This is a genomic window from Thioalkalivibrio sp. XN279 (assembly GCF_011089885.1).
Taxonomy (GTDB): domain Bacteria; phylum Pseudomonadota; class Gammaproteobacteria; order Steroidobacterales; family XN24; genus XN24.
Window position 1 is genome coordinate 62,903 of the sequence record NZ_JAANBD010000029.1, and the last position, 19,427, is coordinate 82,329.

Annotated in this window: 16 protein-coding genes; 5 read left to right on the top strand and 11 right to left on the bottom strand. The window is 70.3% G+C overall.

From position 1 onward, the window contains the following. Positions 1-21: 21 nt before the first annotated feature. Together G8346_RS13115 and gpmA are read left to right on the top strand one after the other, a co-directional pair. Entirely contained in the window at positions 22-777 is a 756-nt protein-coding gene (locus G8346_RS13115) for an NYN domain-containing protein (protein ID WP_166052060.1), read from the top strand. 48 nt (positions 778-825) lie between these two features. Next, positions 826-1,560: a 2,3-diphosphoglycerate-dependent phosphoglycerate mutase gene (gene gpmA / locus G8346_RS13120; RefSeq protein ID WP_240901526.1), complete on the top strand. Its 735-nt coding sequence runs from the start codon at positions 826-828 to the stop codon at positions 1,558-1,560. A 1-nt stretch (position 1,561) separates the two neighbouring features. Here the strand turns inward: gpmA and G8346_RS13125 are convergent, their stop codons facing one another. Genes G8346_RS13125 through G8346_RS13160 form a run of 8 tightly spaced genes read right to left on the bottom strand, consistent with a single transcriptional unit; the run spans position 1,562 to position 10,696 of the window. Next, positions 1,562-2,491, bottom strand: a complete 930-nt coding sequence (locus G8346_RS13125) for a patatin-like phospholipase family protein (RefSeq protein WP_166052065.1) — start codon at positions 2,489-2,491, stop codon at positions 1,562-1,564. After that, positions 2,488-3,288, bottom strand: coding sequence for a crotonase/enoyl-CoA hydratase family protein (locus G8346_RS13130; protein ID WP_166052067.1), 801 nt, complete (start codon positions 3,286-3,288; stop codon positions 2,488-2,490). Before G8346_RS13130 ends, G8346_RS13125 begins: the two co-directional genes overlap by 4 nt. Before the next feature lie 3 nt (positions 3,289-3,291). Then, entirely contained in the window at positions 3,292-4,449 is a 1,158-nt protein-coding gene (locus G8346_RS13135) for a CaiB/BaiF CoA-transferase family protein (protein ID WP_166052069.1), read from the bottom strand. Beyond that, complete coding sequence (locus G8346_RS13140) at positions 4,449-5,399, bottom strand: nitronate monooxygenase family protein (RefSeq protein ID WP_206202765.1); 951 nt, start codon at positions 5,397-5,399, stop codon at positions 4,449-4,451. The genes G8346_RS13135 and G8346_RS13140 overlap by 1 nt, the downstream gene beginning before the upstream one ends. Then, positions 5,386-6,546 carry an acyl-CoA dehydrogenase family protein gene (locus tag G8346_RS13145; RefSeq protein ID WP_166052071.1) on the bottom strand — a complete coding sequence of 387 codons (1,161 nt, stop codon included), beginning with the start codon at positions 6,544-6,546 and terminating at the stop codon, positions 5,386-5,388. Before G8346_RS13145 ends, G8346_RS13140 begins: the two co-directional genes overlap by 14 nt. A 2-nt stretch (positions 6,547-6,548) precedes the next feature. After that, a complete protein-coding gene (locus tag G8346_RS13150; RefSeq protein WP_166052073.1) occupies positions 6,549-7,343 on the bottom strand; it encodes an enoyl-CoA hydratase/isomerase family protein in 795 nt (264 codons plus the stop codon). Further along, a complete protein-coding gene (locus G8346_RS15030) occupies positions 7,343-9,475 on the bottom strand; it encodes a 3-hydroxyacyl-CoA dehydrogenase NAD-binding domain-containing protein (protein WP_166052075.1) in 2,133 nt (710 codons plus the stop codon). Before G8346_RS15030 ends, G8346_RS13150 begins: the two co-directional genes overlap by 1 nt. Positions 9,476-9,487: 12 nt before the next feature. Then, positions 9,488-10,696 (bottom strand): acetyl-CoA C-acetyltransferase, encoded by a 1,209-nt coding sequence (locus tag G8346_RS13160; protein WP_166052077.1) that lies wholly within the window; start codon positions 10,694-10,696, stop codon positions 9,488-9,490. 229 nt (positions 10,697-10,925) lie between these two features. On the opposite strand from G8346_RS13160, the gene murI reads away from it, so the two are divergent. Continuing rightward, positions 10,926-11,723, top strand: a complete 798-nt coding sequence (gene murI, locus G8346_RS13165) for a glutamate racemase (RefSeq protein ID WP_166052079.1) — start codon at positions 10,926-10,928, stop codon at positions 11,721-11,723. 9 nt (positions 11,724-11,732) lie between these two features. On the opposite strand, the gene G8346_RS13170 is transcribed toward murI, so the two are convergent. The 3 genes from G8346_RS13170 to G8346_RS13180 are packed head-to-tail and all read right to left on the bottom strand — an operon-like array spanning position 11,733 to position 15,667. Next, a complete protein-coding gene (locus tag G8346_RS13170; protein WP_370520653.1) occupies positions 11,733-13,232 on the bottom strand; it encodes a helicase HerA-like domain-containing protein in 1,500 nt (499 codons plus the stop codon). 18 nt (positions 13,233-13,250) lie between these two features. Continuing rightward, positions 13,251-14,564, bottom strand: coding sequence for an MFS transporter (locus G8346_RS13175; RefSeq protein ID WP_166052082.1), 1,314 nt, complete (start codon positions 14,562-14,564; stop codon positions 13,251-13,253). Beyond that, positions 14,561-15,667 (bottom strand): prephenate dehydrogenase/arogenate dehydrogenase family protein, encoded by a 1,107-nt coding sequence (locus G8346_RS13180; protein ID WP_166052084.1) that lies wholly within the window; start codon positions 15,665-15,667, stop codon positions 14,561-14,563. Before G8346_RS13180 ends, G8346_RS13175 begins: the two co-directional genes overlap by 4 nt. A 73-nt stretch (positions 15,668-15,740) precedes the next feature. Between G8346_RS13180 and G8346_RS13185 the strand changes: the two genes are divergently transcribed. Both G8346_RS13185 and G8346_RS13190 read left to right on the top strand, forming a co-directional pair. Next, positions 15,741-17,450 carry a CoA-transferase gene (locus G8346_RS13185; protein WP_166052086.1) on the top strand — a complete coding sequence of 570 codons (1,710 nt, stop codon included), beginning with the start codon at positions 15,741-15,743 and terminating at the stop codon, positions 17,448-17,450. A gap of 10 nt (positions 17,451-17,460) precedes the next feature. Next, positions 17,461-19,188: a thiamine pyrophosphate-binding protein gene (locus tag G8346_RS13190; RefSeq protein ID WP_166052088.1), complete on the top strand. Its 1,728-nt coding sequence runs from the start codon at positions 17,461-17,463 to the stop codon at positions 19,186-19,188. Positions 19,189-19,427 lie beyond the last annotated feature (239 nt).

Sequence of the window (19,427 nt, forward strand, 5' to 3'; positions counted from 1 at the left end):
CGCGGCCGGAGGAACGCACCCATGGCCACCGAACCGCTGATCGCGGTATTCATCGATTTCGAGAACCTCGCGCTCGGCGTACGCGACATGAAGGGCGACAGCAAGTTTCGCGTCGAGCTCGTCATCAAGCGCCTGCTGGAAAAAGGCCGCCTGGTGTTCAAGCGCGCCTACTGCGACTGGAGTGGCTACCGCGATTACACGCGCGAGTTCCACGCCCACGGCATCGAGATGATCGACATCCCGCAAAGCCGCCACAGTGGCAAGAACAGCGCCGACATCCACATGGTCGTGGACGCGCTCGACCTGTGCTACGCCAAGCAGCACATCGACGTCTTCGCCCTGCTTTCGGGCGACAGCGACTTCTCGCCGCTGGTCTCCAAGCTGAAGGAGAACGACAAGCGGGTCATCGGCTGCGGCGTGAAAAGCTCCACCTCGGACCTGCTGATCCACGGCTGCGACGAGTTCATCTACTACGACGACCTGGCGCGCACCGCGGCCAAGCCGAAGCGCACGCGCAGCAAGGCCGAGAAGCCGGACAAAAAGACCGAGGCCATGGACAAGCTGGTGGAAATCGTCGATTCGCTGGACACCGACTACGACCAGCTGTGGGGCTCGATGGTGAAGCAGACCATCAAGCGCGTGCACCCGGGCTTCAGCGAGAGCTACTACGGCTACAAGAGCTTCTCGGACCTGCTCAAGGACGCGGAGTCACGCGGCCTGATCCGGCTCGAGTTCGACGAAAACCGCGGCAATTACCTGGTGAGCGCGGCCGGCTGAGCCGTCGCCAGGGCCCTTCCATCCGGAGCCTGAGACATGGGACATACGCTGATCCTCCTGCGCCACGGCCAGAGCGAGTGGAACCTGAAGAACCTGTTCACCGGCTGGGTGGACGTGGACCTGACCGACCAGGGCCTGGCCGAGGCCAGGGAAGCCGCCCGACTGATCAAGGCCGAGGGCCTCGACTTCGATCTCGCCTTCACCTCCACCCTGAAGCGCGCCATTCGCACGCTGTGGATCGTCATGGACGAGATGGACCGCATGTGGGTGCCGGTGACTCGCGCCTGGGAGCTGAACGAGCGCCACTACGGCGCCCTGCAGGGCCTCGATAAGGCGGAGACGGTAAGGCGCCACGGCGAGGAACAGGTGCTGACCTGGCGCCGCAGCTACGACGTGCCGCCGCCCCCCATGCCCGCAGACGACCCGGGGCACCCGAGCCATGATCCCCGCTACGCCGGCGTCGACCCGGCCCGGCTGCCGGTGGCGGAATCGCTCAAGGACACCCTCGCGCGCGTTCAGCCCTACTGGGAACAGCATATCGCCCCGGCCATCCGGGCCGGCCGGCAGGTCGTCATCGCCGCGCACGGCAACAGCCTGCGCGCGCTGGTGAAAATGCTCGACGGCCTCAGCGAGGAGGAGATCCTCAAGCTCAACATCCCCACCGGCATCCCGCTGGTGTATGAGCTGGACGACGACCTGCGCGCCACCTCCAGGCGCTACCTGGGCGATCCCGAGGCCGCCAAGCGGGCCGCGGAGGCGGTGGCCAACCAGGCCAAGGGCTGAGTCAGTCCTGCTGCCGGCTGAGCGTTTCCTGCGCGCGCTCCCGCCCGAGGGCGATCATTTCCTCGGCGCGATAGAACTCGTAGAACAGGCAGGCGTCGCGCGGCACGTCGATCACCAGGTCGGGCGTGTACGACGCCAGCTTCATGCGCGCGATGGAGTTCTGCATCAGGTCGAGAGACACCGTGACCACATCGAGGATGCCGGGCACCTTGGGGCCGCCTTGCTCCTCCTCCCCCGCGGCATCCGCGGCCGTGGCGCCGCCGTCGCCCGGCGCTGGCTCGCCGTCCTGGTGCATCAGCTCCGTGACCCGCTCGCGCGAGCGCTTCGAGTGGGCGTTGAGGTTGACGGCAATGATCATGTCGGCGTTCTGGTTGAGCGCGGGGGCGATGGGGATCGGGTTGAGCAGCCCGCCGTCCACCAGCACGCGACCCAGGTAGGGGTGCGGCGTAAACACCGTGGGGATGGCGATGGACGCGCGGATGGCGTCGAACAGCGGGCCCTTGTTGAGCCAGATCTCGCGCTGCTCCAGCAGGTCGGTGGCGACGGCCGTGAACCCGATCGGCAGGTCCTCGATGACGTGCTCGCCGACCAGTTCTTTCAGCACGCCCATGAGGCGATCGCCCTTGAACAGGCCCTTCCAGCCGAAGGCCAGGTCCAGCAGGCTGAACATGTCGCGCTTCTCCAGCTTGCGCGCCCACTCCGCGTAGGCCTCGAGCTGGCCGGCGGCATAGATGCCCCCCACCAGCGCGCCCATGGAGCAGCCGGAGATGTAGACGATCTCGTGCCCCAGTTCCTCCAGGTGCTGGATCACGCCGATGTGCGCCAGTCCGCGGGCGCCGCCGCTGCCCAGCACCAGGGCGATGCGCTTGCCCTTGCCGTCCCGCCGCCGCGTGCCCGCATGCCCGGTGGTCGGCGCCTGTTCCACGCTCATGTCCGCGCCGGCCCGAAGCGCGGCGTTTCGCCCGCCATGCCGGCGCGCACCGCCTCCACCTGGTTCGGCCGCCCGATGATCTGCAGCTGCAACTGCTCCTCCAGCCGCAGCGCCTCCGCGGCACTGCAGGCCCAGGCCTCGTTGAACAGTCGTTTCACGCCGCGCACCGCGTCGGGCGAGTGGCCGGCGATGGTCTCCGCGAGGGCCAGCGCCGCGGCCAGTGGATCGTCCGCCAGGCGGGTCACCAGGCCCAGCGCGGCCGCCTCCTCGCCCGGCACGATGCGCCCGGTCCAGGCGAGTTCGAGCGCGACGTCGCGCCGCACCAGGTTGCGCAGCGTCTGGCTCCCCGCCATGTCGGGGATCAGGCCCCAGCGTACCTCCATCACGGAGAGCTTCGCGTCGGGACGGGCGATGCGGATGTCGGCGCCCAGCGCCACCTGCAGCCCGCCGCCGAACACCTCGCCGTGCAGCGCGGCGATCACCGGCACCGGGCAGCGGCGCCAGGCCCAGCCGACCCGCTGCGCCAGGTTGGCCTCCTCGCCCTCGGGCCGGTCGAGCAGCTTGCGCATCTCAGCGGCGCCGCTGGCGAAAGACACCAGGTCCAGCCCGGCACAGAAGCTCTTGCCCTCGCCGGCCAGCACCACGGCGCGCAGCTCGGGATCCGTCGAGAGGGTGCGGGCGGCCTCGTCCAGCGCCTGGAACATGGCGCTGTCCAGGGCGTTGCGCTTCTCCGGCCGCGCCAGGGTGACCACGGCCACGTGGTCGCGGCGCTCGATGTTGACGCGTGTCTCGCTCATTTCTCAGTCCTCTTGCGGCGGGATCACGCCCGCCTCTGCCAGGGCCGCCAGCGCGGCCGCGTCTAAACCTGCCTCCGCGAGCACCGTCCGGGTGTCCGCGCCCGGCCGCCGCGGCGGCGAGGGCCGCTCCGGCGTGCTGCGGCTGAAACGCGGCGCCGGCGCGTTCTGCATCACCCCGCCGACCTCGACGAAGTTGCGCCGCGCAGCGTTGTGCGGGTGCTGCGGCGCTTCCGACAAGCCCAGCACCGGCGTCACGCAGGCGTCGCAATCGGCGAACAGCGCACACCACTCGTCGCGCGTGCGCGTGCGGAACACCTCGGCCAGCTCGCGCTTCAGCGTATCCCAATGCGAACTGTCTATGCGCCCCAAGCGGAAGCCGTGCGGCAGGAAACGTTCCCGGTCCACGCCCATGCGCTCGAGAAACTCGGCGTAGAACTCCGGCTCGATCGGCGCCACGGCGAGAAAGCGCCCGTCGGCGGTCTCGTAGGTGTCATAGAAGTGCGCTGCGCCGCCGAGCAGGTTGGAACCGGTGGCGTCGTCGAACAGGCCCATGGCGCGGAAGCCGCAGAACATGGCCATCATCGAGATGGCGCCGTCGAGCATGGCCGCGTCGACCACCTGGCCGCGGCCGGAACGCGCGCGCTCCAGCAGCGCGCACACCATGCCGAAGGCCAGCAACAGCCCGCCGCCGCCGAAGTCGCCGACGAGGTTCAGCGGCGGCACCGGCTTGCCGCCCTTGACGCCGATGCTGTGCAGGGCGCCGGACAGCGCGATGTAATTCAGGTCGTGGCCGGCGCGCGGCGCCAGCGGCCCGTCCTGGCCCCAGCCCGTCATGCGGCCGTAGACCAGGCGCGGGTTACGTTCCAGGCAGGCCTCCGGCCCGAAGCCAAGCCGCTCCGCCACGCCGGGGCGGAAACCTTCGAACAGCGCGTCAGCCCCGTCCACCAGCTGCAACAGCGCCTCGAGGCCTGCCGGCTGCTTCAGGTCCAGGGCGACGGAGCGCCGGCTGCGCGCCAGCGGGTCCGGGATGGCGGGCGGCGCCGGCATGCGCTCGATGCGGATGACGTCCGCGCCCATGTCCGCCAGCATCATGCCGCAGTAGGGCCCGGCGCCGAGCCCCGCGACCTCGATGATCTTCAGGCCCGCCAGCGGTCCCGCCATCAGCCGCGCTCCGGCCAGGGCACCCCGGCGGCGCAGGCCGCGTCGAACTCGCTCTTCAGGCGCGCGCACAGCTCGGCGGCGCTGGGCACGTCCTGCACGCCGCCCACCCCCTGCCCGGCCGACCAGATGGTCTTCCACGCCTTGGCCTCGTCGCCAAGGTCCTTGAGCTTGCCGCTGCCCAGGCCGCGCTTCAGCAGTTCCACGACGTCGAAGTCGTTGGCCTCGAGGCTCTCGCGCAGGAAATTCGCCGGCACGCCGGAGACCGCGTCCGTGTAGACGATGTCCTTGGCGGCGGCGCGCAGCATCATCTGCTTGTAGGCCTCCGGCGCCAGGCTCTCGCGCGTGGCGATGAAGCGGCTGCCCATCCAGGCCAGGTCCGCGCCCATCACCAGCGCTGCCGCGACCTGGTGGCCTTCATTGATGGCGCCGGCCAGCAGCAGGGTGCCGTCGAAGAACTGGCGGATCTCGCTGGTGAGCGCGAAGGGGCTGGTGGCGCCGGAGTGACCGCCGGCGCCCGCGCACACCGCGATCAATCCGTCCACGCCGGCCTCCGCCGCCTTGTGGGCGTGGCGGATGCTGATCACGTCGTGGAACACCACGCCGCCGTAGCCGTGCACCGCCTTGACGAGGTCCGGCACCGCACCGAGCGAAGTGACGATGAACGGCACCTTGTGCTCCACGCAGGCGGCGAGGTCAGCCTCGAGGCGCGGGTTGGAGCGATGCACGATCAGGTTCACGCCCCACGGCGCGTGGGTCTCGTCCAGCGCGCCGCCGACCTCGTCGAGCCACTCGACGAATTCCGCCGTGCTGCGCCGGTTGAGCGCCGGGAAGGCCGCCGGGATGCCGCCCTTGCAGGTCTCGATGATCAACTCGGGCCCGGAGACCAGGAACATCGGCGCCGCCACCGCCGGCACCGCGATGCGGCTGCGGAAGGACTCAGGCAGAGCCACGGCGCGGATCCAGGCCCATGGAGCGGGCGACGATTTCTTTCATGATCTCGCTGCTGCCGGCATAGATGCGCGACACGCGGGCATTGGCGTACAGTCGGGAGATGGGGTACTCGTCCATGTAGCCGGCGCCGCCGTGCAGCTGCAGGCACTCGTCCGTGACCCAGCCCTCCAGCTCGCTGGTGAACAGCTTGGCCTCGGCCGCCACCTCGGCGCTGAGCTTGCCCTCGTTGTGGTCCATGACGCAGCGATCGACGAAGGCCTGCGCGGCGTCGATCTTCGTGCGCATCTCGGCCAGCTTGAAGCGGGTGTTCTGGAACTCCGCGATCGCCTTGCCGAAGGCGCGGCGCTCCTTGACGTAGTCGATGGTGATACGCAGCGCCGCCTCGGCCGCGGCAACGCAGCCGCAGGCCACGATGAGGCGCTCCTCGGCAAGGAACTGCATCAGGTAATAGAAGCCCTTGCGTGGATCGCCCAGCACGTTGGCCTTCGGCACCTTGACCTGGTCGAAGAACAGCTCCGCCGTGTCCTGCGCCTTGAGGCCCAGCTTCTTCAGGTTGCGGCCGCGGGTGAAACCCTCCATGCCGCGCTCGACCAGGAACAGGCCGATGCCGTGCGGATGGTCGGGCACGGTGCGCGCGGCGACGATGAACAAATCGCCGTTGATGCCGTTGGAGATGTAGATCTTCGAGCCGTTCAGCACCCAGTGATCGTCCTGCTCCACGGCCATGGTGCGGATGCCGGCGACGTCGCTGCCGGCGCCCGGCTCCGTCATGGCGATGCCGAGGATGGTCTCGCCGCTGATGCAGCCCGGCAGGAAACGCTGCTTCTGCTCCTCGCTGCCGAGCTGGCCGATATAGGGCGCGCACAGGCGGCTGTGCAGCGACAGGCCGAAGCCCGCGTCGCCATGGAAGGCGTTTTCCTCGATCAGGATCTGCTCGAAGCGAAAGTCGTGCACGCCCATGCCGCCGTAGGCCTCGTCGGCCCACATCAGGCAATAACCCTGGTCGCCCGCCTTCCGGAACAGCTCGCGGTCGATGATGCCGGCCTCCAGCCAGCGGTCGAGGTGCGGCTGCACCTCGGCCTGCAGGAACTTCGTCACGGAGTCCCGAAAGATCTCGTGGTCTTCCTCGAAAATATTGCGGTGCATAGTCACTTCCCCTTGAACTCCGCCTTGCGCTTGCCGAGGAAGGCGGCCACGCCCTCCTTCGCGTCCTCGCTCTCCACGCACACGTTCTGCAGCTGCGCCTCGTAAGCCACGGCCTCGCTGAAGCTCAGCGTCATGGCAGCGCGCATGGCGAGCTTGGTGCGCGCCAGGGCGAGCGGCGCCCGCTCCGCCAGGCTTTCCGCCCAGGCCAGGCTCTCGGCGTCCAGCTCGCCCGACGGCACCACGCGGTTGGCCAGCCCCAGCTCCAGGCAGCGCGCCGCGGGCACGCGCTCGCTTTCCACGCACAGCTGGTAGGCACGGTGATAACCGAGCGTCCGCGCCAGCAGCCAGGTGGCGCCACCGTCGGGAATGAGCCCGATGGCGGCGAACGGCGAAAGGAAATAAGCGTCCTCCGCCATCATCACCAGGTCGCAGGCGAGCGCGAACGACAGGCCGATGCCGGCCGCCGGGCCGGCGACCGCGGCGATCACCGGCTTCTCCATGCCCGCGATCATGTCCAGCACGGGGCGGAAGTCCGTGTTGAGGAGGTCCTCGACGCGGCGGTCGGTCGGGAAGCCCTGCTTCAGGTCCGCTCCGGCGCTGAACTTGCCCTCTGCCCCGCGCAGCACCACGGCCCGCACCGAGCGGTCCGCGGCCGCGCGCATCAGGGCATCGCGCAGGTCGTGCGCCAGCTGCCGGTTGAAGGCGTTGAGCACTTCCGGGCGGTTCAGCGTGACCAGCGCGACGCGACCGCGCTGTTCGTACCGCACGGTCCCGCCGTCTTCCTCTGCGGCCGACATCAGCGCATCCGCTCGCGGCCGCGCAGCCACTCCGAAGGCCGGTAGTGCTCGCCGAAGTCGTCCGCCATGGCGTCGCAGGCGGCGAGGAAATCAGCCATGCCCACGGTGTCGATGTAACTGGCGGTGCCGCCGGTCCACGGCGGGAAGCCCCAGCCGAAGATGGAGCCGACGTCGGCGTCGGCCGGGTCGGTGACCACGCCTTCCTCCAGGCAGCGCGCCGTCTCCAGCGACTGGATGTACAGCAGGCGCCGCTTCACGGCCTCTACGTCGGGCTGCTCGGCAGCCGGGGGGTAGACCTCGGCGAGGCCGGGCCAGAGATGCTTCTTGCCGCCCTCCGGGTAATCGTAGAAGCCGGCGCCGTAGCGCTTGCCGAGCCGCTTCAGCTCGTCGTGGAACTTCACGATCACGGCGTCCGCCGGATGCTCGCGGTAATCGCCGCCGAGGTCCTTGCGCGTCTGCTTCATGATCTTGTACTGCAGGTCGAGCGTGACCTCGTCCGACACCGCCAGCGGGCCGACCGGCATGCCGGCCATCTTCGCCGCGTTCTCGATCAGCGCCGGCTTCACGCCTTCCGCCAGCATCGCCAGCCCTTCCTTGACGTAAGTGCTGAACACGCGGCTGGTGTAGAAGCCGCGGCTGTCGTTGACCACGATCGGCGTCTTGCGGATCTGCTGCACGTAGTCGAGCGCGCGCGCCACGGCCACGTCGCCGGTCTTGGCGCCGACGATGATCTCGACCAGGGGCATCTTGTCCACCGGCGAGAAGAAGTGGATGCCGATGAATTGGTCGGGCCGCTTCGAGGCCTCGGCCAGGCCCGTGATGGGCAGCGTCGAGGTGTTGGAGGCGAAGATCGAGCCCGCGGGAATGACCGCCTCGGTGGCCTCGGTCACCTTGCGCTTGATGTCGCGGTCCTCGAACACGGCCTCGATGATCAGGTCGCAGCCCTCGAGGTCGGCATAGTCGGTGGTCGGCTTGATGCGCGCCAGCACGGCTTCGGCCTTGTCCGCCGCCATCTTGCCGCGCGACACACGCTTCTCCAGCAGGGCCTTGGAGTAGCCCTTGCCCTTCTCCGCACTCGCCAGCTCCATGTCCAGCAGCACCACGTCCATGCCGGCGAAGGCGGAGACGTAGGCAATGCCCGCACCCATCATGCCCGCGCCGAGGATGCCCAGCTTCTGCACCGGGACCTTGTCGATACCCTTGGGCCGGCGCGCCAGCTTGTCGGCCGCGCCCTTGTCGAGGAACAACGTGCGGATCATGTTGCGCGCCACCGGCCCGGTGAGCAGCTCGGTGAAATACTGCGACTCGATCTCGAGGCCCTTGTCGATGGGGACGATGCTGCCCTCGTAGACGCAGGACAGGATGGCGATCGGCGCCGGGTAATTGCGCTGCGTCTTCTGCGCCACCAGCGCGGTGCCGACCATGAAGGTCTGCGCCGTGCCCGGGCGGCTGGCGCCGGGGCCGCCGGGGAACTTGAAGCCCTTCTTGTCCCAGGGCTGCACCGGGTCGCCTTGCTCCAGGATCCAGGCCCGCGCCTTGGCGATCATGTCCTCCGGCGAGTCCGCCAGCTCCTCGATGAAGCCGGTCTCGTGCGCCTTCACCGGGTCGAGATGCGTGCCCTCGACCATCAGCATGAGCGCCTTCTCGCTGCCGATCATGCGCGGCAGGCGCTGGGTGCCGCCGGCGCCGGGCAGCAGGCCCACCTGCACTTCCGGCAGGCCGATCTTCGCCTTCGGGTTCTTCAGCGCGACGCGGTGGTGGCAGGCCAGGCACAGCTCGAGACCGCCACCCAGCGCGGTGCCGTTGATGGCGGCGACGAGCGGCTTGCCGCAGGTCTCCAGCTTGCGAAACAGCAGGCTGAAGCTGCGCGCGAAACCGTAGATCTCGGCCGGGTCCTGCATGCGCCCGAACACGCCGACCAGGTCCTTGAGGTCGGCGCCGGCGATGAAGCTGTCCTTGCCGGAGGTGATCACCGCGCCCTTGACCTTGTCGTCGGCCACGAGGCCGCCGACCGTCTGCTCCAGTTCCTGCATGAACTCCGGCGTGAGCACGTTCATCGGCCGGCCGGGGATGTCGATGACCAGCAGCGCGACGCCGTCCTGGTCCACGGAATACTTGATGGTCTCAGTCATGATCGACTCCCCTCACTCGCGCTCGAGAATGGTGGCGGTGCCCATGCCGGCGCCGACGCACAGGTTGACCAGCCCGGTGGACAGGTCGCGCCGCTCCATTTCGTCCAGCAGGGTGCCCAGGACCATCGCTCCGGTGGCGCCCAGCGGGTGCCCGAGGGCGATGGCGCCGCCGTTGACGTTGATCTGCTCGTGCGGCACGTCCAGCTGCTGCATGAAGCGCAGCACCACCGAGGCGAAAGCCTCGTTGAGCTCGAACAGGTCGATGTCGCTGCGCTTCATCTTCGCCCGTTCCAGCGCCTTGTGCGCCGAGGGCGCCGGGCCGGTGAGCATGATGGTCGGCTCGCTGCCGACCGAGGCGAAGGCGCGGATGCGCGCACGCGTCGCCAGCCCGAGGTGCTCCGCCATGCGCTTGCTGGCCACCAGCACCGCGGCAGCCCCGTCCACGATGCCGCTGGAGTTGCCGCCGGTGTGGACGTGGTGGATGCGCTCCACGTCGGGATAGCGCTGGATGGCGACGGCGTCGAAGCCGGCCTGCTGGCCCGGGATCTCGAAGGCCGCCTTGAGCCCGGCCAGGCCCTCGAGCGTCGTGTCGGGGCGCATGTGCTCGTCGTGGTCCAGCACCACCTGCCCGAGGCGATCGCGCACCGGCATGATCGACTGGGCGAAGCGGCCTGCCTGCCACGCCTCTGCGGCGCGCCGCTGGCTTTCCAGCGCGTAGGCGTCGCAGTCTTCGCGGCTGATGCCATAGCGCGTGGCGATGAGGTCCGCGCTGATGCCCTGCGGCACGAAGTAGGTGTTCCAGGCCACCTGCGGGTCGGTGGCCATGGCGCCGCCGTCGGAGCCCATCGGAATGCGCGACATCGATTCCACGCCGCCGGCCACCACCAGGTCGGCCTGGCCGGACATCACCAGTGCGGCGGCGGTGTTCACGGCTTCCAGCCCCGAGGCGCAGAAGCGGTTGATCTGTTTGCCCGGCACGCCCTCGTCGAAACCCGCGTTCAGCGCCGCCACGCGGGCGATGTCTGCGCCCTGCTCGCCGACCGGGGCCACGCAGCCGATGATGACGTCCTCGATGAGCGCCGTGTCCAGCTGGTTGCGGTCGCGCAGCGACTGCAGCACCTGGGTGAGCAGCTGCATGGGCGTGATGCCATGGAGGGCGCCGTTGGGCTTGCCGCGGCCGCGCGGCGTGCGCACGTGGTCGAGAATGTATGCGTCTGTCATGACTCGCTGTCCCGTGTGTGGTGAGCGCCGGCGCACGCGACCTGGGGATCGCGCCGCAGGCGACTGGGGCGATGGGCTGAACCGCAGACCCTTGCGAGTCATACGGCCGTTTGACTCGCCCATTATAGACATGCGCGGAGCGCAGCAGCAGGCCCCCGGCGCGTGTTACAAGGATGTTGCGGCGGCCTGCGGGCGCAGGTACCTTTGACGGGTTTAGCAGGAGAATCCATTGCGCATCGGCGTGTTCGACTCAGGGCTTGGCGGCGTGTCCGTGTTGCGGGAGATTCGGCGTGAAATGCCGGATGCCTCCCTGCACTACGTGTCGGATTCGGCCTGGGTGCCCTACGGTCCGCGCGGCGACGATTTCATCCAGGTCCGCTCGCGCGCCCTGGCGCGCTTCCTGGTCGAGCACGGCGCCGACGTCGTGGTGGTGGCCTGCAACACCGCCACCGCGGCGGCCGTGCCGCTGCTGCGCGAGACGCTGGGCTTGCCCATCGTCGGCATGGAGCCTGCGGTCAAGCCGGCCACCGCTGCCACGCGCAACGGCAAGGTTGGCGTGCTCGCCACCGTGGGCACGCTGCAGAGCGCTCGTTTCGCCGCCCTGCTGGACCAGTTCGGCAGCGACATCGAGGTGCTGACGCGGGCCTGCCCGGGGCTGGTGGAGCAGGTCGAAGCGGGCGACCTCGACGGCGCGCGCACACGGGCGCTGGTCGAGCAATACACCGCACCGCTGCTGCGCGCAGGCGTGGACACGCTGGTGCTGGGGTGCACCCACTTCGTCTTCCTGCGCCCGGTCATCGAGGAGATCGCCGGCAGCGGCATCGAGATCATCGACACCGGCGCCGCCGTCGCCCGGCGCGTGCGCCAGGTGGCGGAGTCCCTGGGCTCGACCTTCGCCCGCGCCAGCGGCGTGGAGTTCTGGACCAGCGGTGATCCGGCCGTGCTGTCGGCACCGCTCAACAAGCTGTGGGGCGAACGGGTGGTGCTCAGCGCCCTGCCCGGCGAGTATGCCGGGCGCAGCGCCTGAGGCGTAGCCTCAGCGCTTCCTGGTGAGCGAGCCCAGGATCCCGCGCAACAGCGACTGGCCGATGCTGCGGCCAAGCTGGCTGCTCATGCTGCGCACCGCGCTCTTCGTCGCCGCCTCGACATACCCCTGCCGGTTGCTGGCGCGCGGGCGGCGCGCTTTCTCTGCTCGCGCCGCCTCCTCCGCCGCGGCGCGCTCGGCCGCGGCCCGCGCCTCCTCTGCGGCCGCCTGCGCGGCGCGCGCCGACAGGATCTCGTACGCCGACTCGCGGTTCACAGCCTGGTCGTAGGTGCCGCCGACCGGGCTGCGGCCGCGCACCGTGGCGCGCTCCTCATCGCTGATCGGGCCGATGCGCGAACAGGGCGGCCGCATCAGGCAGCGCTGCACCACGCCGGGCACGCCCTTGGCTTCCAGCGTCGAGACCAGCGCCTCGCCCACGCCGAGCTCGGTGATCGCGGTCTCCGTGTCCAGCTCGGGGTTCTGGCGAAACGTCGTCGCCGCGGCGCGCACCGCTTTCTGGTCGCGCGGCGTGAAGGCGCGCAGGGCATGCTGGACCCGGTTGCCGAGCTGGCCCAGCACCGGGTCGGGCAGGTCCAGCGGGCTCTGCGTCACGAACCAGACGCCCACGCCCTTGGAGCGCACCAGCCGCACCACCTGCTCGACCTTGCTCACCAGCGCCGGGGGGGCGTTGTCGAACAGCAGATGCGCCTCGTCGAAGAAGAACACCAGCTTCGGCACCGGCGGATCACCGACCTCGGGCAGCTGCTCGAACAACTCGGCCAGCAGCCACAACAGGCAGGTGGCGTACACGCGCGGAGAATGGAACAGCGCGCGCGCATCCAGCACATTGATGATGCCGCGCCCCGACAGGTCGGTGCGCATCAGGTCGGCCAGCTTGAGCGCCGGCTCGCCGAAGAAGCTGTCGCCGCCCTGTGACTCCAGCGCCAGCAGGCGCCGCTGGATGGCGCCGATGGACGCGCGCGTGATGCGGCCATAGCGCGTCGAAATCTCGCGCTCATTGTCGGCGGCATACTGCAGCAGCGCGCGCAGGTCGGGGATGTCGAGCAAGAGCAGGCCGTCCTCGTCCGCGAGGCGGAACACCACGTGCAGCACGCCCTCCTGGGTCTCGTTGAGCTCGAGCAGCCGCGCCAGCAGCATCGGCCCCATCTCCGACACGGTGGTGCGCAGCTGGTGCCCGCCCTGGCCGAACACGTCCCAGAACACGACCGGCGACGGCGCCAGCACCGGGGGCGGCATGCCGATGGTGGCGACGCGCTCGTCGATCTTGGGATGCGGCTTGCCCGCCTGGGACAGCCCGGCCAGGTCGCCCTTCACGTCCGCCAGGAACACCGGCGCGCCGCGCGCCGAAAAGGCCTCGGCGAGGACCTGGAGAGAGACCGTCTTGCCGGTGCCCGTGGCGCCCGCGATCAGGCCGTGGCGGTTGGCGTATTTCGGGTCCAGCGTCACATGCCCGGCCGGGCCGCCGCCAAGGAGAATCATGTCGTCAGTCACCTTGCTGCCTCCATCCGATCAGTCAGTCACTTCGTCCAGGCGCGCGGCCCCGAGGGCGCCCGCCAGGCAGACCAGGCCGAGCACGCCGATGGTTGCGGCCGTGCCCACGACCTCGGCCACCAGGCCGAACACGCCGCCCGCCAGCAGCACCACGCCGATGGCGGTGTTGCTGACCGCCACGTAGGTGGCGCGCGTCTCGGCCGTGGCCATGTCGACCAGGTAGGTCTTGCGCCCGATACGCACCCCGGCGTGGGCGATGCCGATGAGAAAAAACGCCGCCACCAGCACGAATTCGCCCGCTAATAACGGTGCGCCGGCCAGCTGCCAGGCCGCAACCCCGAGGCTGAGGAGCCCCGCGCCCGTGGCCGCGAGCCGCAATACCTCGCGACTGGAACGGTCCGACATGCGCCCCCAGAAACCCGAGCTGACGGTGGAGGCCACGCCGGCCGCCACCAGCAGCGCGCCCAGCCCGCCGATGCCGGCATCGGACACCTCGCGCGCCAGGGCGGCATAGAACGGCACCAGCAGCGCAGTGGAGACCAGCAGGGCCCGGGTGATGACGAAACGCCGGAACGGACGGTCGCTGACCAGGATCGACAGGCTGGCTACGGCTTCGCGCCCCGCATTGCCGCCGCCGGAGGTCGCGCCCGGCTGCTCCCTCAGGCCGGAGTACAGCCCCGCGCCGAGCAGCCACAGCCCGCCGGCCAGCAGCAACAGCCCGACCAGGCCCGTGGCATCGTCCGGCGCGCCGCCGCGCCACTGCAGCCACGCGCCGGCGGCAATGGTCGCCAGTCCGGACAGCGCGGTGGCGTAGCCGGTGAGCGTGCCCCGCCGGGTCTTGGAAACGGTCTTGCCCATCACGTCCTTGGCGGCCACCGAGCTGACGCCGCGCGCCAGGCTGAAGACCACCAGCAGCCCCAGCACCGCCCACCCCGCCGCGGCCCCCTCGAGCCATACCGCCACCAGCGCCATGAGCATCACGCACGCCGCCTGGACGATGCTGCCGCCGATCCAGAACCACTTGCGCACCGCACGGGCACGAATCGCCGCGGCAACGAACAGCTGCGGCAACAGCGACAGCGACTCGCGCACCGGCACCAGCAGGCCGATGAAAAACGCCGGCGCACCCGCCGCAGCGAGGAGCCAGGGCAGCACCAGCTTGGCACTCGCCAGCTCGTCGCCGATCTTGGTGCACACATTGGCGCCGAGCTGCAGGAAGAAATTTGCCGGCTGGTCGTTGCAGGCGGCGTCCGGGATGTCCTTGCAGACACGCGCATCCTCGTCGCCGGTGACGAGATCGTAGAGCGAGCCGACCATGTCGGCTCGCCTCATGCGTCCGCCTCGCGCAGGTAACGCGCCCCGGCGCGCATGAGCTCGGTGAAGCCGGCGGCGTCGCCCGCAGCGACGGCCCGCTCGACCTGCGCGGCGGCGGCCGCCAGCGCGGCCACCGGCTCGGTGCCGTGCGGGTTGAGCGACTGGATCTCGAAGTACAGCTCCGGGTTCTCGGCCGCCACCCGCGCAGCCACCGCGAGCTGGGCGCCGAAGGTGGTGCTGGCGAACCCGGCCAGCTCGTGGATCGGCCGGCCGCTGCGCGCCAGCGCAGTGAAGAAAGCGATGTTGGCTGCATGCGACAGACCCAGCACCCAGGCGACAAGGCGGTCGTGCTGCTCCAGCGACATCTCCGCCAGCCCCGCGGAGGTCTGCTCGAACAGGGCGCGCGCCTGGGCCAGGGCCTGCGGCGCACCGATATCGACCAGGATGACGTGCCTGCCGGCCAGCAGGCGCACGTCGGGACCGAACATGGGGTGAATGGAAGCGACGGCGACACCCGCTTCCCGCAGCGCCTCCAGCGAGGCGGCCACCGGGGCCTTGATGGACCCGATCTCCACCACCAGCCCGGCGGGCTGCAGGGTCACCAGCTCGTCGAGGATCGCCGCGGTCGCGGCCAGCGGCGCCGCCACGATCACCAGCTCGGCGCGGCGGGCCGGCTCGCGCCAGTCGGCGTGCCATGGCAGCCCGGGCACGGCGCCGGCCGGGTCCGCCACGCTCACGTCCCAGCCCTGGGTGGCGAGGAAGCCGGTGAACCAGCGGCCCATGCGCCCGGCGCCGCCGATCACCAGTGCGCTGCGACCCGCACCCGTGCCCAGGGCCTCGAGACGGTCGCGCTCCTGGCTGGTGAGCGACGCCTCGATCATGGCGCCGACCAGGCGCTCGCCGAGGTCAGGGTCGAGACCGCGGCTCGCGGCGCGCGCCCGCGCCTGCTGGCGCACTTCGTGCTCGCGCGTGAAGTCGCGCGTCGGCTGGCGGTGCTGGCGCTTGAGCCGTCCGATCTCGGCGACGATCTGCTGCCGGCGTGCCGCCATGTCCACCAGCTCGCCGTCGATGGCGTCCAGTTCCGCCCTCAGGCGGGCCAGCGTGGCCTGCGGTTCCTCCAATGCCAGTGCCCTCCGGATATCGTGGTTGGCCAGCATAGCCCAGCACACCCGCATCGGGCATTATCTGGCCGTTATGCATTTGCTCGACCGCATCGGCATGGCTGCACGCATCGTGCGCTGGCGCCTCACCTGGGAGAGGCGGGACCTGGACTATCGTCCGCCGGGTGCGCTGGATGCACGCTTCATGACGGCGCGCGAAGCTGCGGCCTTGATCCCGGACGGCGCCTGCTGCCTGTCCACGGGCATGGCGGGCAATGCGCGCTGCTCCACCTTGCTGTGGGCGATCCGCGAACGCTTCGAGCAGGAAGGCCATCCGCGCGAGCTCACCTGGATGGCCGTGGGCGGCCAGGGCGGCCGCGGGCGCGCCCCCGGCACGGTCGAGGAACTGGGGCAGCCGGGCCTGGTGACGCGTTTCATTTCCGGCCACGTCGAAACGACCAAGTCGATGCTGGCGCTGGCCGACGCCGGCCAGCTCGAGATGCATGTCCTTCCGCAAGGGGAGATGTGCTTCGCTCTCGAAGCCCAGGGCGAGGGCGGCGACGCGGTGCTGAGCCGCACCGGCGTGGGCACCGTGCTGGACCCGCGCTGCGGTCGCGGCTCACCCGTGACGCCCGACGCGGGGCTGCAGCTCATCGAGGCCGCGGGCGAGATGCTGCGCTACCGGCTGCCGCGGCTCGATGTCGCGGTGATTGCCGCACCCTGGGCGGACGCCCGGGGCAACCTCTATTTCCGCGACGCCGCGACCATCACGGAAATCCGCGAGGCGGCACGCGCGGCCCGCGCCAATGGCGGGCGCGTGCTGGCCTCCGTGGCAGGGGTGATTCCGGCCGACCCGGAGCGCATCAGCCTGCCCGCCGCGCTGGTGGACGCCATTGCCGTCAACCCGCTGCAGGAACAGACCATCCTCTCGCCACAACGCGACTGCTGGCGGCTGTTCACGCCGGGCGGCGACGGCGACGACGCGGCCGCGATCGAGAAACTGCGCTTCATCAACCGCTTTCTCCGGCTGACCCCGGTGCGCGGCCCGGTCGAGTGCGCCCTCGCCCGGCTCGGCGCCCACGTGTTCGCCCGCACGGCCGCGCCGCCGGCCACGGTCAACATAGGAGTCGGCTTCGGCGAAGAAGTCTGCCGCGAGCTGTACCAGAGCCCGCTGCGTCCGGACCTGACCTTTACCACCGAGACCGGCGTCTACGGCGGCCTCCCCGCCCCGGGCATCTACTTCGGCGCTGCGGTGCACCCGGAACGCATGGAGAGCTCGGCCTGGATGTTCCGGCACTACCAGGAGCACCTCGACGTCACCGTGCTGGGCTTCCTCGAGGTCGACGCCACGGGCAACGTCAATGTCTCACGGCGCGGGCCGCGCTTTGCCGACTACGTCGGCCCGGGCGGGCTGCCGAGCATCACGGCCAGCGCACGCACCTGCATTTTCGTCGGCACCTTCATGCAGGGCGCAAAATGGCGCATCGAGAACGAGCGCATGGTGCTGGAGGCGCCCGGCAAGGCGAAGCTGGTCGACACGGTCTCCGAAGTGACGTTCAACGGCCGCGAAGCGCTGCAGGCGGGCAAGCAGGTCTGGTATGTCACCACGGTCGGCGCCTTCCGCCTCACGGACGGCGGGCTGGTACTGGAGATGGTGATGCCCGGACTCGATATCGAGCGGGACATCCGGCCCCACTGCGGGCTGCGTTTCGCCCTGCCGGACGGAGGTCCCGCGACCGCGCCGGCCGCCGTGCTGCGGGATGCTGGCTACGTCCTCGCCTGGGGCGAGGGAATTCGAGCTTGAGGGGGTCTGCATGAACGGCGGGGCGAGAATTGCCAGGGTGCTGCACGAGCGCGGCGTGAGCGAGATCTTCACGCTCTGCGGCGGACACATTTCTCCCATCCTCGTGGAAGCCAAGCGCATCGGCATCCGCATCACCGACGTGCGCGACGAGGCCACGGCGGTGTTCGCGGCGGACGCACATGCGCGGCTCACCGGGATTCCCGGCGTGGCCGCCGTCACCGCCGGACCCGGGCTGACCAACACCATCACGCCGCTGAAGAACGCCCAGCTGGCGCAATCGCCGGTGCTGGTGCTCGGCGGCGCCACCGCCACGGCGTTGAAGAAGCGCGGCGCCCTGCAGGACATCGACCAGATGCCGCTGATGGCGCCGCACGTGAAGTACGCGCGTGCCGTGCGACGCGTGCGCGATCTCGCACCGGCCGTGGTCGAGGCACTGGAAGCGGCGGCCGCGGGCGTGCCCGGCCCGACCTTCGTCGAGTGCCCGGTCGATCTCCTCTACGACGAGGAGATCATTCGCGGCTGGTACGCCGACAGCATGCCGCGCGGCAACGGCCTCGCCGACAAGGCGATCCGCGCCTACCTCGGCTGGCATACGGATCGCCTGTTCTCCGGCGGCGACAAGATGCCGCGCCCGGCCGAGTTGCCGGAACCCGTGATGCCCCGGCCGGAAAGCATGCGCGACATAGCGGCGCGCGTGGCCAGGGCGGAGCGGCCCGTGATGGTGTGCGGCAGCCAGGCCATGAACCGCCCGCAGGAGGCGGAACAGGTGCGTGCCGCCATCGAGCAGCTCGGCATCCCGGTGTACCTCTCCGGCATGGCACGCGGCCTGCTGGGCAAGGAACACCCGCTGCTGTTCCGGCATCGCCGCCGCGACGCCATCAAGGGCGCCGACCTGGTGATCCTGGCCGGCGTGCCATGCGACTTCAGGCTGGACTACGGCAAGCAGATCCGCCGCAGCGCGCGGCTGGTCTCGTTCAACCTCAGCCGGCGCGACCTGCGCCTGAATCGCAAGCCTGACGACGGCCTGCTGGCCGACCCCGGCATCTGCCTGCGCCAACTGGCGGAAGCGATGGACGGGCCCGCGCCGCCGCGCGCGGCCTGGCTGGCCGAGCTGGGCGAGCGTGACGCCGCACGCGAGGCCGATATCGACGCCAAGGCCGCGGTCTCGGGCGCGGGCGTGAACCCCCTGCGGCTGTGCCGCGAGATCGATGCCGTGCTGCCCGACGACAGCGTGCTGGTGGCCGACGGCGGCGACTTCGTCGGCACCGCCTCCTACACCGTGCGCCCGCGCGGCCCGCTGCGCTGGCTGGACCCGGGCGCCTTCGGCACGCTCGGCGTCGGTGGCGGCTTCGCCATCGGCGCGGCGCGCGCGCGTCCCGGCAGCGAGATCTGGATCCTCTATGGCGACGGCTCGCTGGGCTACAGCCTGATCGAGTTCGACAGCTATGTGCGTCACGGCATGGCGCCCATCGCCATCATCGGCAACGATGCCTGCTGGGCGCAGATCGCGCGCGAACAGGTGAAGATGCTCCAGGACGACGTGGGCGTGCGCCTCGCGCGCACCGACTACCACCGCGCCGCTGAGGGGCTGGGCGGCGCGGGCCTGGTGATCACCCGCGACGAGGACGTGGCGCCGACGCTGGCGCGGGCGCGCGAGCTCGCGGCTGCAGGGACGCCGGTGCTGGTGAACGTGCACCTCGCCGAGACGGACTTCCGCGAAGGCTCCCTGTCGATCTAGTGGACCGCGGCGGCGGCCCGTCATGGGCTCCCCTCGCTTAGAAGTCTTTATGCGCTCGGTGAGCCCATGACGACCCGCCCCGCTGCTACGTCGGTGATGGTGGCGCCCGATGAGTCCATGACGGCCCGCTGCCGCGTAGATGCCGTTGGCGCCCGATCAGCCCGTGATTGACCGCCTCCGTTGCCGCGTCGGTGACAGCGACGACCTGCGGCGTATGAACCTGCTGGGAGGCAGCGGCC